This is a genomic window from Pseudomonas sp. LBUM1673 (assembly GCF_059695645.1).
Genome location: NZ_CP166780.1, coordinates 4,704,623 through 4,717,809, shown reverse-complemented (window position 1 = coordinate 4,717,809; position 13,187 = coordinate 4,704,623). Strand labels below are relative to the sequence as shown.

The window sequence follows — 13,187 nt, the reverse complement described above, 5'->3', positions numbered from 1 at the left end:
ACACCGCTTTCGCGAGCAAGCCCGCTCCCACAGGAGATCTTCAGCGAACACAAATTTTGTGTTCGGCCACAAAAAAGGCGACCTCTACAGGCCGCCTTTTCGTTGGGCTCAGGAATTACTGACCGCTGTAAATCTGATCGAAGATTCCACCATCATTGAAGTGGGTCTTCTGCACGGTGCGCCAGTCACCAAAGGTCTTCTCCACCGACAGGAAATCCACTTTCGGGAAGCGATCGGTGTACTTGGCCAATACCGCCGGATCCCGCGGACGCAGGTAGTTGGCAGCGGCAATTTCCTGACCTTCCGGCGACCACAGGTACTTCAAATATTCCTCGGCGGCAGCGCGAGTACCTTTTTTCTCGACCACTTTGTCGACCACCGACACCGGCGGCTCGGCCTCGGCAGAAACACTCGGGTAGATCACTTCAAATTGATCACGGCCAAACTCACGCGCAATCATTTCCGCTTCGTTTTCGAAGGTCACCAGCACGTCGCCGATCTGGTTGGTCATGAACGTGGTGGTGGCTGCACGGCCACCGGTATCCAGTACTGGCGCTTGTTTGAACAGCTTGCCGACGAAGGCTTTTGCTTTGTTTTCGTCACCGCCGTTCTTCAGCACATAGCCCCAGGCCGAGAGATAGGTGTAGCGGCCGTTGCCCGAGGTTTTCGGGTTGGGGACGATCACTTGCACGCCGTCCTTGAGCAGGTCCGGCCAGTCTTTCAGGGCTTTCGGGTTGCCTTTGCGCACGATGAACACGGTGGCCGAGGTGAACGGCGCGCTGTTGTTCGGCAGGCGCGTGACCCAGTTTTCCGGGACCAGTTTGCCGTTGTCCGCCAGGGCGTTGATGTCAGTGGCCATGTTCATGGTGATGACGTCCGCCGGCAGGCCATCGATCACCGAACGCGCCTGTTTGCTGGAACCGCCGAAGGACATCTGCAGCGTGATGTTTTCGTTGTGCTCGGCTTGCCAGTGTTTCTGGAAGGCAGCGTTGTAGTCCTTGTAGAAATCTCGCATCACGTCGTAGGAAACGTTAAGCAGGGTCGGTGCAGCCTGAGCCACGCTGCTCAAGGCCAGGCCAGCGGCCAGAAATGAGGCGCCAAAGAGTTTTTTCACTGCGCATTCCTTGTGTAATCAAACATGTTCTATGGAAAGTGTTGGCAATTTGCCAGCGACTATAGCCGGGCTCGCATAGTCGTTTAAAGATTAAAAAGCACTTTGCTTATTCCAGTTTCTTGAACAGCGCATTGCCGCAACGGGAGCAAAATGCTGCGCCGTGTTCGTGGCTGTTTTTCTGGCAGGTCGGGCAATCGTGTTGCAGTTGTTCGCCGCGCATGGCGTTGGCCAGTTCCGCGGTAAAGATCCCTGTTGGCACGGCGATGATCGAGTAACCGGTGATCATTACCAGCGACGAAACCACCTGACCCAATGGCGTCCTGGGCACGATGTCGCCAAAGCCCACGGTGGTCAGTGTGACGATGGCCCAATAGATGCCTTTTGGGATGCTGGTGAAGCCGTGTTCCGGGCCTTCGATCACGTACATCAGAGTGCCGAACACCGTTACCAGGGTGCTGACGCTGAGCAGAAACACCACGATCTTCTGCTTGCTGCCGCGCAGCGCTGTCATCAAATAGTTGGCTTGCTTCAGATACGGGCTGAGCTTGAGCACGCGGAAAATCCGCAGCATCCGAATGATCCGGATGATCAGCAGGTACTGTGCATCGCTGTAATACAGCGCGAGAATGCCGGGCACGATCGCCAGCAAATCCACCAGCCCATAGAAGCTGAACGCGTAGCGCAACGGCTTGGGCGAGCAATACAGGCGCAGGCCGTATTCGATGACGAAAATGACGGTGAAGCCCCATTCGATGTACGCCAGCACATCGGCGTAGTTCTGGTGAACGCTGTCGATACTGTCCAGAATCACGATCACCAGGCTGGCGAGGATGATCAACAGCAAGATGCTGTCAAAACGCCGACCAGCCTTGGTGTCGCTCTGGAAAATCATGACGTAAAGCTCTTCACGCCAGTTTTTGCTGCTGTCCATGGAAAACGCCTGAACCGAGAATCAGCGAAGCCTAGGGTGATTCTCCCCGCTAGCGCAAGGCGTGCTGTCTACGACGGCCTGACGCAGCACCCTGCAGCCTGCGCGAACCAGCCAGCAGGCGAGGACGAAGGGCGCGGTCAGCGTTGCCAGACCCAGTGCGGCGAACCCCGGCGTGAGCAACACCGCCAGCAGAATGCCCAGCAGCGGTAGCCACGGTTGACGGCGTTGCGGGGTGAAGGCGAGGGCGGCGAGCACTGGGTTGTAGCTGTTCAAGCCCTGCAATGCGCTGGAGGTGTCGTGATGCAGCAAGGCGAAGCCGAGGCCAACTGCGCAACCCAGCAGCGCCCACAGGAAGGCGCGGCGGTCGGCGATCAGTAATCCGGCGGCAATCAGTGCGCCGGCCAGTGGATGGCCAAGGAACATGACTTGCCCGAGGCCTTTCAATTCGGCGGCGAGCAGGTTGAGGGCGTTCAGTTCGATCAGAGGAACGGGTTGCTGTGGGGCGGCAAAGCCGAGCAACAACCAACTCAATCCAACGAAAGGTGCGGTGTAGGCCGGTAGGCAATGACGATCGCGGGGGCCTTTGAGCCATTGCTGAGTGAGCATCGCACTCAGGCCGCCACAGGCAATGATCAGCGGTGGCAACAACGCCGACCACGGGAAATACAGGCTCAGCAGCAGGCCGAGCAAAATACCGTTGTAACTGAAAAGCCCGGCCTGACGATCAACCTTGGCGTACCCGCGACGTTGCGCGGTGAGCAACCCGGCGACACCGCCCAGCAGCGCACCGCCGAGCAGGGCCGGCGCGCTGAACAGAATCGCCAACAGACACAGCAGCCCGCACAGCGGATGGCGCTGGAGAAAGATCTGGCTGAAGCCGTTGAGCAGGGCGGTGGCCCAGTCGGGGCAGTGGGTGTGGAAGTGGTTGGCAGGCATTTTAGGTCTGTGTGTCAGAGGAACCGTGTAATCGTCCTTCGCGGGCAAGCCTCGCTCCTACGGACTTACGTCGATCGCGATAATTGCGAACGACTCAAACTGTAGGAGCGAGGCTTGCCCGCGAAGAGGCCAGTACAGGCGCTAAATCATGTGGCGAGGGGGCTTGCCCTCGTTGGGCTGCGGAGCGGCCCTAAAATCGGCAATGCGGTCTTTCTGTTGAAACCGTCATGCCAAAGCGACGACTGCTTCGCAGCCGAGCGGGAGCAAGCTCCCTCGCCACAGGGGTAGATTTTTAAATCAACGTCTCGATACGCAACGAATTGGTCGACCCCGGCTGCCCAAATGGCACGCCTGCTGTGATCAACAACGTATCGCCGCGCTGAGCCATCCCCTGCGCCTGCGCAATCTCCAACGCCGTCGAGCACACTTCGTCCACCTGGCGCAGCCGATCGTTGACCACCGAATGCACGCCCCACGCCACCGTCAAACGCCGTGCGGTTTGCAGATTCGGCGTCAGGTTGAGGATCGGCACCGTCGGCCGTTCCCGCGCTGCCCGCAGGCTCGATGTGCCGGATTCGCTGTAGTTCACCAGCACCGCCACCGGCAGTACGTTGCTGATGCGGCGGATGGCGCAGCTGATCGCGTCCGACACTGTGGCTTCAGCCTTCGGCCGGCTCACGTCCAGTTGGGTCTGATAGTCCGGGCCGTTTTCCACCTGACGGATGATCTTGCTCATCATCTGCACCGCTTCCAGCGGGTACTCACCGGACGCGGTTTCTGCCGACAACATCACCGCGTCGGCACCTTCGGCCACCGCGTTGGCGACGTCGGTGACTTCAGCTCGGGTCGGCGCCGGGGAGAAGCGCATCGACTCCAGCATCTGCGTCGCCACCACCACTGGTTTACCGAGTTGGCGGCAGGTGCTGATGATATTTTTCTGAATCTGCGGCACGCTTTCGGCCGGCACTTCCACGCCCAAGTCACCACGAGCGACCATGATCGCATCGCTCAATTCGGCGATTTCTCGCAGTTGCGTCACAGCCGATGGCTTCTCGATTTTGGCCATCAAAAAGGCCTTGTCGCCGATCAGCGCGCGAGCTTCGCGAATGTCTTGCGGGCGTTGCACGAACGACAGCGCGACCCAGTCCACACCCAGCTCCAGACCGAAGCTCAAGTCGCGACGGTCCTTGGCGGTCAGCGGGCTCAGGTCGAGCACCGCTTGCGGCACGTTGACGCCTTTGCGATCCGACAGCTCGCCGCCGTTGAGCACCGTGGTGTCGATGGCGTCGGCGTACTTGGTCACCACTCGCAGGCGCAGCTTGCCGTCGTCCAGCAGCAGGTCCATGCCCGGCTCCAGGGCTGCGATGATTTCCGGGTGAGGCAGGTTGACCCGGCGTTCATCCCCCGGTGTTGCATCCAGGTCCAGCCGCAGGGCCTGACCGCGATACAACTGCACTTTGCCTTGGGCGAATTTGCCGACCCGCAATTTCGGGCCTTGCAGGTCCATCAGAATCCCCAGCGGGTAGTTCAGCTGGCGCTCGACCTCACGAATCCATTGATAGCGCTGCGCGTGGTCGGCGTGATCGCCGTGGCTGAAGTTCAGGCGAAAGATGTTGACCCCGGCCTTCACCAATTCACGGATATCGTCGATCCCGTCGGTGGCCGGGCCAAGGGTGGCGAGGATTTTGACCTTCTTGTCAGGCGTCATGTTTAGGGCTCTCGAGAATCAAAATGGCACGGAAGTCGTTGACGTTGGTGCGGGTCGGCTCGGTGACGATCAGCGCATCCAGCGCCGCGAAGTAGCCGTAGCCATTGTTGTTGTCCAGTTCGTCGCAGGCAGCGAGGCCAAGTGCGGCGGCGCGGGCGTAGCTATGCGGGGTCATGATCGCACCGGCGTTGTCTTCGGAGCCGTCGATACCGTCGGTGTCACCGGCCAGGGCGTAGACCTCGGGCAGGCCTTTGAGGCTGTCGGTCAGGCTCAGCAGGAATTCGGCGTTGCGCCCGCCACGGCCATTGCCGCGCACGGTGACGGTGGTTTCGCCGCCGGACAGAATCACGCACGGCGCTGCCAACGGCTGGCCGTGCTGGACGATCTGCCGCGCAATGCCGGCGTGGACTTTCGCCACGTCCCGGGATTCACCTTCCAGGTCGCCGAGAATCAACGGACTGAAACCGGCCTGACGGGCTTTCACCGCTGCCGCTTCCAGCGATTGCTGTGGGCGGGCGATCAACTGGAAATGACTGCGGGCCAGGCTCGGATCGCCGGGTTTGACCGTCTCCGATTCCGGGCTTTGCAGCCAGTTGCGCACCGAGGCCGGGACTTCGATGCCATAACGCTTGAGGATCGCCAGCGCTTCAGCCGAGGTGCTCGGGTCGGCCACGGTAGGACCGGAGGCGATGACCGTGGCGAGATCGCCCGGTACATCGGAAATCGCATAGGTGTAAACCGTGGCCGGCCAGCAGGCTTTGCCCAGACGTCCGCCCTTGATCGCCGAGAGGTGCTTGCGCACGCAATTCATCTCGCCGATGGTGGCGCCGGATTTGAGCAGGGCTTTGTTGATCGACTGTTTGTCGGCCAGGGTGATACCGGCGGCGGGCAAGGCGAGCAGGGCAGAGCCACCGCCGGACAGCAGAAAGATCACGCGGTCGTCTTCGCTCAGGTCGCTGACCAGTTCCAGCACCCGTTTCGCGACAGCCAAACCAGCCGCATCCGGCACCGGGTGCGCGGCTTCGACCACTTCGATTTTTTCGCACGGGGCGCCGTGGCCGTAACGGGTCACCACCAGGCCGGACACTTCGCCCTGCCAGCAGCGCTCTACCACCTGGGCCATGGCCGCTGCGGCTTTACCGGCGCCGATGACGATCACCCGACCGCTGCGATCTTTGGGCAAATGAGCTTCGAGGACGTGCTGCGGATGGGCCGCGTCGATGGCTGTGGCAAACAGCTCGCGCAGCAGTTGTTGCGGATCGACCGACATGGCGGGCTCCCGGAATTCTTGTTAATGGAGGGCGACTCGGTTCCCTGTGGGAGCGAGCCTGCTCGCGATTCAGGCGCCGCGGTATGTCAGGTGCATCGCGGCGATTTCATCGCGAGCAGGCTCGCTCCCACAGGTTTTTGCGCAAGGCTTTATTTATCGCGAATCGAGAAATTCGCCATGTGTTCCAGGCCCTTGATCAGCGCCGAGTGGTCCCAGTTGCTGCCACCGATGGCCGCGCAGGTGCTGAACACTTGCTGGGTATTGGCGGTGTTCGGCAGGTTGATGCCCAGTTCGCGAGCGCCGGCCAGGGCCAGGTTCAGGTCCTTCTGGTGCAGGCTGATGCGGAAGCCCGGGTCGAAGGTGCCCTTGATCATGCGTTCGCCGTGAACTTCAAGGATCTTCGACGACGCGAAACCGCCCATCAGCGCTTCACGCACCTTGGCCGGATCGGCACCGTTTTTCGAGGCGAACAGCAAGGCTTCGGCGACGGCCTGGATGTTCAGCGCAACGATGATCTGGTTAGCCACTTTCGCGGTTTGACCATCGCCATTACCGCCCACCAGGGTGATGTTCTTGCCCATGGCCTGGAACAGCGCCAGGGCGCGTTCGAAGGCATCGGCATCGCCGCCGACCATGATGCTCAGGGTCGCAGCCTTGGCTCCGACTTCACCGCCAGACACCGGGGCGTCCAGGTACTGAGCGCCTTTCTCGTTGATTTTGGCAGCGAAGGCTTTGGTGGCGGTGGGCGAGATCGAGCTCATGTCGATGACTATCTTGCCTTTGCCAACACCCGCCGCAACGCCGTCGGCGCGGAACAGCACGTCATCGACCTGCGGGGTATCCGGAACCATGACGATGATGAATTCGGCTTCCTGAGCGACCTCTTTCGGGTTCGCCAGTGCGACGGCACCAGCGGCGACCAGGTCGGCAGGGGCGGCGTCGTGGTGCGCCGACAGGAACAGGCTGTGACCGGCTTTCTGCAGGTTCAACGCCATTGGGTGGCCCATGATGCCGGTGCCGATAAATCCGATTTTAGCCATGAGAAAATCCTCTTGTTTTTATTGCTCTGTTCGCAAAATTCGTGGGATGACAGCGAGGACGCCTTCGCGGGCAAGCCTCGTTCCTACAGACAACCCAGGCCCCCGTAGGAGCGAGGCTTGCCCGCGAAGAACGATGACGCGGTGTCAGATCAAATTGCGTTATGGGTTTTGAGCCAGCCCAAACCCGCTTCAGTGGTGGTCAGCGGCTTGTATTCACAGCCAACCCAACCCTGATAACCGATGCGGTCCAGGTGTTCGAACAGGAAGCGGTAGTTGATTTCACCGGTGCCCGGTTCGTTGCGCCCCGGGTTGTCGGCCAACTGGATGTGGTTGATCTCGCCCAGGTGCGCGGCCATGGTGCGGGCCAGGTCGCCCTCCATGATTTGCATGTGATAGATGTCGTATTGCAGGAACAGATTGGCGCTACCGACCTGTTCGCGAATCGAAAGGGCTTGCGCCGTGTTGTTCAGGTAGAAACCCGGAATGTCGCGGGTGTTGATCGCTTCCATCACCAGTTTGATGCCCGCCGCTTGCAGATTGTCGGCTGCGTACTTGAGGTTGGCGACGAAGGTTTTTTCCACGGTGGCTTCGTCGACGCCTTGTGGACGAATACCGGCCAGGCAGTTGATCTGGGTGTTGCCCAGCACGTTGGCGTAAGCGATGGCCAGATCGACACCGGCGCGGAATTCTTCGACCCGATCCGGCAGGCACGCGATACCACGTTCGCCCTTGGCCCAGTCACCGGCCGGCAGGTTGAACAGTACTTGGGTCAGGCCATTGGCATCGAGCTTGGCTTTGATTTCGGCGGAGCTGAAATCGTAGGGAAACAGGTATTCGACACCGCTGAAGCCGGCCTTGGCGGCAGCGTCGAAACGGGCAAGAAAATCCTGCTCGGTGAACAACATGGACAGGTTGGCTGCGAAACGCGGCATGGTGGTCTCCCGTAAAAAATAGGTGCCTGTAGCAGCTGCCGAGGAACGAGGCTGCGTTGGGCTGCGAAGCGGCCCTCGGCGGCGGTCCTGCGGACACGCAACGCAGCCTCGTACCTCGGCAGCTGCTACAGGTGTCAGGCCAGTTAATCGAGCAACGAAATCGCCGTTGGCGCATCGTTGCCGACCAGCGCCAGGTCTTCGAATTCGTTGACGGCGTTGATCTCGGTGCCCATGGAAATGTTGGTCACGCGCTCCAGAATGATCTCGACGATCACCGGCACTTTGAACTCTTCGATCAGTTCCTGAGCCTTGCGCAGGGCAGGCTGGATCTGATCCGGTTCAAATACCCGCAGCGCCTTGCAACCCAGACCTTCGGCGACAGCGACGTGGTCGACACCGTAACCGTTGAGTTCCGGAGCGTTAAGGTTGTCGAAGGACAGCTGCACGCAGTAGTCCATGTCGAAACCGCGTTGGGCCTGACGGATCAGCCCCAGGTACGAGTTGTTTACGACAACGTGGATGTACGGCAGCTTGAACTGCGCGCCCACCGCCAGTTCTTCGATCATGAACTGGAAATCGTAGTCGCCCGAGAGCGCCACAACCTTGCGGGTCGGATCAGCCTTGACCACACCGAGTGCGGCCGGAATGGTCCAGCCCAGAGGGCCTGCCTGGCCGCAGTTGATCCAGTGACGCGGTTTGTAGACGTGCAGGAACTGCGCACCGGCAATCTGCGACAGACCGATGGTGCTGACGTAGCAGGTGTCTTTGCCGAACACCTGGTTCATCTCTTCGTAAACGCGTTGCGGTTTGACCGGCACGTTGTCGAAGTGAGTCTTGCGCTGCAGGCTGGCTTTACGCTGCTGGCAGTCTTGCAGCCAGCCGCTGCGGTTTTTCAGTTTGCCGGCGGCTTGCCATTCGCGAGCGACTTCGATGAACACGGTCAACGCGGCAGCAGCGTCGGACACGATGCCCAGGTCCGGGGTGAACACGCGGCCGATCTGGGTCGGTTCGATGTCGACGTGAATGAACTTGCGGCCTTCGGTGTAAACGTCGACCGAACCGGTGTGACGGTTAGCCCAACGGTTACCGATGCCCAGCACCACGTCCGACTTCAGCATCGTCGCGTTGCCGTAGCGGTGCGAGGTTTGCAGACCGACCATGCCGACCATCAGTGGGTGATCGTCCGGGATGGTGCCCCAGCCCATCAGGGTAGGGATCACCGGAATACCGGTCAGCTCGGCGAACTCCACCAGCAACTCGCTGGCGTCGGCATTGATGATGCCGCCACCTGCCACCAACAGTGGGCGCTCAGCCTGATCGAGCATGGCCAGAGCCTTCTCGATTTGCACGCGGTTAGCGGTCGGTTTGGCCAGCGGCAGTGGCTCGTAGGCGTCGATATCGAATTCGATTTCGGCCATCTGCACGTCGAACGGCAGGTCGATCAGCACCGGGCCTGGGCGGCCGGAGCGCATTTCATAAAAGGCTTTCTGGAACGCGTAAGGCACCTGGCCCGGTTCCATAACGGTGGTCGACCACTTGGTGACCGGCTTGACGATGCTGGTGATGTCGACGGCCTGGAAATCTTCCTTGTGCATACGGGCGCGGGGCGCCTGCCCGGTGATGCACAGGATCGGGATCGAGTCGGCCGAGGCACTGTAGAGCCCGGTGACCATGTCGGTACCGGCAGGGCCAGACGTGCCGATGCATACGCCGATGTTGCCGGCCTTGGTGCGGGTGTAACCCTCGGCCATGTGCGAGGCGCCTTCAACGTGGCGAGCGAGGACGTGATCGATGCCGCCGACCTTCTGCAAGGCGGAGTACAGCGGGTTGATCGCGGCGCCGGGGATGCCAAAAGCGGTATCAACCCCTTCACGGCGCATCACCAGAATGGCGGCTTCGATTGCTCTCATTTTGCTCATTGTTTTGTGCCTCTTACGTTTTGTAATTGTATACAAGTGGCTTTGCGCAGAGTGTATTCACGGCGGACGGCGCAGGTCAATCCATTTTCTCAATCGGCTGTTTCATTCGTCGGAAGCCTAAAGAACTGTGATTTTTCGTCGAGTGTGGCGCTTTTCGAAAATTATTGTATACATAAAAATAATTAATTGTGTTCTATTTGTTGCATCGGATTGCGCAACAGAAAGCAGTCCAACGGCTTTCCCAATAACAAAATGAGGACGGCACCATGAGCGCTTTAACCTTGAACATCGCAGTCAACCTGGCCAATCAGGCCATCTCCACAGGTCGTGCAATCTGCGCCGCGCCCTTGACCGTTGCCGTGTTGGACGCTGGCGGGCACTTGATAACGCTGCAACGCGAAGACGGCGCCAGCCTGCTGCGCCCGCAGATCGCCATCGGCAAGGCCTGGGGTGCCATTGCCCTGGGCAAAGGCTCACGCCTGCTGGCACAGGACGCCCAGCAACGCCCGGCCTTCTTCGCCGCGCTCAATAGCCTGGGGCAGGGCAGCGTCGTCCCGGTACCGGGCGGCGTGTTGATTCGGGATCAGGATGGGGGTGTGTTGGGAGCTGTGGGCATCAGCGGGGACCTGTCTGATGTTGACGAGCAGTGTGCGATCAGAGCGGTTGAGGCGCAGGGATTGAAGGCGGATGCGGGGGTGGTTGGTTGATCTTCAGCGTCTGAACAGTCGCCATCGCAAGCAGGCTCGCTCCCACAGTAGTTCAATGGTGGACACAAAATTTGTGACCGCCGCGGAACCAATGTGGGAGCGAGCCTGCTCGCGATGGTCATCTACCAGACACATCCAGCTAAAAGTCTGCCCCACCCAAAAGCATTCACAGGACTAGCCTTCTTCATGACTTGATCATGAAAGGGGCAAAGGATGCCTGATTTACCTGCTTCACATCGCCTGCGCATTGGTCGCTATGCCGAACCAAACCGAATTTACCTCCTGACCACCAACACACTCGGTAGAGAACCTGTTTTCAACGATTTTGTCTTGGGCCGATTAGTCGCCGCTCAATTTCGCACTGCCCAGGATCAAGGCTGCGCTAACTCGTTGGCATGGGTTGTGATGCCTGATCACTTCCATTGGTTGATCGAGTTGCAGCAGGGGTCGCTGAGTGAACTGATGCAGAAGACCAAATCTTTGAGTACCAAAGCGGTGAACTTGTCCACCGGTCGTAAGATCGGCCTTTGGCAGCAAGGTTTTCATGATCGAGCGCTGCGTCGTGAGGAAGACTTGGTAAAGCTGGCCCGGTATGTTGTGGCGAATCCGTTGCGGGCGGGATTGGTCGAGCGCCTTGGCGACTATCCGCCGTGGGATGCTATTTGGGTTTGATCAGAAACCGAATTGCGCCCATCGCGAGCAGGCTCGCTCCCACAATGGATCTGGGTTGTTCGAAGAGCCGGTGTGCACAGATCGACCCTGTGGGAGCGAGCCTGCTCGCGATGAAGGCACCGCGGTCTATCAGTCGGGCTCACACCCTTTGAGCACCAACCGGATAATCGTCTGCGCCGCCGCTTCATAGTCGGCCTCATCCAGCTTGGCCTTGCCGGTAACCGCAGAGATTTGCCAGTCGAAGTCCGCGTAGGTCTGGGTGGCGGCCCAGATGCTGAACATCAGGTGGTTGGGGTCGATGGGGGCGATCAGGCCGCGGTCGATCCAGGTCTGTATGCAGTCGATGTTGTGTTTGGCCTGGCCGTTGAGCTGCTCGACCAGGTCGGGGCTCAGGTGCGGGGCGCCGTGCATGATTTCGCTGGCGAACACCTTGGAGGCGAAGGGCAGGTCACGGGAGATGCGGATTTTCGAGCGAATGTAGCCGCTCAGTACTTCGCCGGGTACACCGTCGGCATTGAACGGTGTCGAGGCCTGCAGGATCGGTTCGATGATACTTTCCAGGACCTCGCGGTAGAGGTTTTCCTTGGATTTGAAGTAGTAGTAGACGTTGGGCTTGGGCAGCCCGGCCTTGGCCGCAATGTCACTGGTTTTGGTCGCAGCGAAGCCCTTGTCGGCAAATTCTTCACTGGCGGCACGCAGGATCAGTTCTTTGTTGCGCTCGCGGATAGTGCTCATAAACCAAGGGGTTCCTTGCCTGTTCTGGCGGTTGCGCATGGTAGCACCGGGCTCGCGCGGCGCTCAAGAATGCCCCGTGTGGCCTCGGGTCGCGCTATGCTGCGCACCATTCATTCAAGAAGGAAACCTGATTCATGGCAGGAAGCAGTTTGCTGGTGCTGATCGACGACATCGCCACCGTACTGGACGATGTGGCGTTGATGACCAAAATGGCCGCAAAGAAGACCGCCGGTGTACTGGGCGACGATCTGGCGCTCAACGCCCAGCAGGTTTCCGGCGTGCGTGCCGAGCGGGAAATCCCGGTGGTATGGGCGGTGGCCAAGGGCTCGTTTCTCAACAAGCTGATCCTGGTGCCGTCGGCGTTGGCCATCAGTGCGTTCATTCCGTGGCTGGTCACGCCGTTGTTGATGGTGGGTGGCGCTTACCTGTGCTTCGAAGGCTTCGAGAAGCTCGCCCACAAATTTCTGCATAGCAAAGCTGAAGATCAGGCCGAGCACGCAGAGTTGGTCGAGGCCGTGGCCAACCCTGCGGTCGATCTAGTGGCGTTCGAAAAGGACAAAATCAAAGGTGCGATCCGTACCGACTTCATTCTCTCGGCGGAAATCATCGCCATCACCCTGGGCACCGTGGCTGATGCTTCGCTGACCCAGCAAGTGATCGTGCTCTCGGGCATTGCCATCGTCATGACCATCGGCGTCTACGGCCTGGTGGCCGGCATCGTCAAGCTCGATGATCTCGGTCTGTGGCTGACCCAGAAGCCTGGGCAAATGGCCAAAAGCATCGGCGGCGGGATTCTACGTGCAGCGCCGTACATGATGAAAAGCCTGTCGGTGATCGGCACCGCGGCGATGTTTTTGGTCGGCGGCGGGATTCTGACCCACGGCGTGCCGGTGGTTCATCACTGGATCGAAGGTGTCAGCGCGGGTGCCGGTGGGGCCGGGTTTATCGTGCCGACGTTGCTGAATGCGGTGGCCGGGATTGTGGCGGGTGCGGCGGTGTTGGTCGCAGTGATGGCTGTCGGCAAGGTTTGGAAAACGGTGAAAGCCTGAACCTGTAGGAGCGAGGCTTGCCCGCGAAGGCGATATCATCTTCAATATTGATGTCGACTGACACACCGCTATCGCGGGCAAGTCGGATCGCCGCATCGCTCGCTCCTACAGTGATTGGTGGTGTTTGAGACACCGCACATGAAAAAGGCCATTCGATGCAAATCGAATGGCCTT

At 59.9% G+C, this 13,187-nt stretch carries 12 protein-coding genes; 3 read left to right on the top strand and 9 right to left on the bottom strand.

Annotated elements, in window-relative coordinates:
• Positions 1–115 precede the first annotated feature (115 nt).
• The 8 genes from ACA044_RS21785 to gcl form a co-directional block, all read right to left on the bottom strand.
• Positions 116–1,114, bottom strand: a complete 999-nt coding sequence (locus ACA044_RS21785) for a sulfate ABC transporter substrate-binding protein (RefSeq protein WP_497443219.1) — start codon at positions 1,112–1,114, stop codon at positions 116–118.
• 106 nt (positions 1,115–1,220) lie between these two features.
• Positions 1,221–2,045 (bottom strand): ion transporter, encoded by an 825-nt coding sequence (locus ACA044_RS21780; RefSeq protein WP_497443218.1) that lies wholly within the window; start codon positions 2,043–2,045, stop codon positions 1,221–1,223.
• Between the two features lie 21 nt (positions 2,046–2,066).
• Positions 2,067–2,981, bottom strand: coding sequence for an urea transporter (locus ACA044_RS21775; protein ID WP_497443217.1), 915 nt, complete (start codon positions 2,979–2,981; stop codon positions 2,067–2,069).
• A gap of 292 nt (positions 2,982–3,273) precedes the next feature.
• A complete protein-coding gene (gene pyk / locus ACA044_RS21770; RefSeq protein ID WP_497443216.1) occupies positions 3,274–4,689 on the bottom strand; it encodes a pyruvate kinase in 1,416 nt (471 codons plus the stop codon).
• Entirely contained in the window at positions 4,679–5,959 is a 1,281-nt protein-coding gene (locus ACA044_RS21765) for a glycerate kinase type-2 family protein (RefSeq protein WP_497443215.1), read from the bottom strand. The genes pyk and ACA044_RS21765 overlap by 11 nt, the downstream gene beginning before the upstream one ends.
• 149 nt (positions 5,960–6,108) lie before the next feature.
• Complete coding sequence (locus ACA044_RS21760) at positions 6,109–6,999, bottom strand: 2-hydroxy-3-oxopropionate reductase (protein WP_497443214.1); 891 nt, start codon at positions 6,997–6,999, stop codon at positions 6,109–6,111.
• A gap of 149 nt (positions 7,000–7,148) precedes the next feature.
• Positions 7,149–7,931, bottom strand: coding sequence for a hydroxypyruvate isomerase (hyi, locus tag ACA044_RS21755; RefSeq protein ID WP_497443213.1), 783 nt, complete (start codon positions 7,929–7,931; stop codon positions 7,149–7,151).
• A 143-nt stretch (positions 7,932–8,074) separates the two neighbouring features.
• Positions 8,075–9,850, bottom strand: coding sequence for a glyoxylate carboligase (gene gcl, locus ACA044_RS21750; RefSeq protein WP_497443212.1), 1,776 nt, complete (start codon positions 9,848–9,850; stop codon positions 8,075–8,077).
• A gap of 266 nt (positions 9,851–10,116) precedes the next feature.
• Here gcl and ACA044_RS21745 point away from each other — a divergent pair, with 266 nt between their 5' ends.
• Together ACA044_RS21745 and ACA044_RS21740 are read left to right on the top strand one after the other, a co-directional pair.
• Positions 10,117–10,557, top strand: a complete 441-nt coding sequence (locus ACA044_RS21745; protein WP_497443211.1) for a GlcG/HbpS family heme-binding protein — start codon at positions 10,117–10,119, stop codon at positions 10,555–10,557.
• Positions 10,558–10,770: 213 nt separating this feature from the next.
• Positions 10,771–11,229, top strand: coding sequence for an REP-associated tyrosine transposase (locus ACA044_RS21740; RefSeq protein ID WP_497443210.1), 459 nt, complete (start codon positions 10,771–10,773; stop codon positions 11,227–11,229).
• A 129-nt stretch (positions 11,230–11,358) separates the two neighbouring features.
• Here ACA044_RS21740 and ACA044_RS21735 read toward each other — a convergent pair whose 3' ends face one another.
• Positions 11,359–11,964 carry a TetR/AcrR family transcriptional regulator gene (locus tag ACA044_RS21735; protein WP_497443209.1) on the bottom strand — a complete coding sequence of 202 codons (606 nt, stop codon included), beginning with the start codon at positions 11,962–11,964 and terminating at the stop codon, positions 11,359–11,361.
• A 134-nt stretch (positions 11,965–12,098) separates the two neighbouring features.
• Between ACA044_RS21735 and ACA044_RS21730 the strand changes: the two genes are divergently transcribed.
• On the top strand, positions 12,099–13,013 hold the full coding sequence (locus ACA044_RS21730) for a DUF808 domain-containing protein (RefSeq protein WP_497443208.1): 915 nt from the start codon (positions 12,099–12,101) through the stop codon (positions 13,011–13,013).
• Positions 13,014–13,187 lie beyond the last annotated feature (174 nt).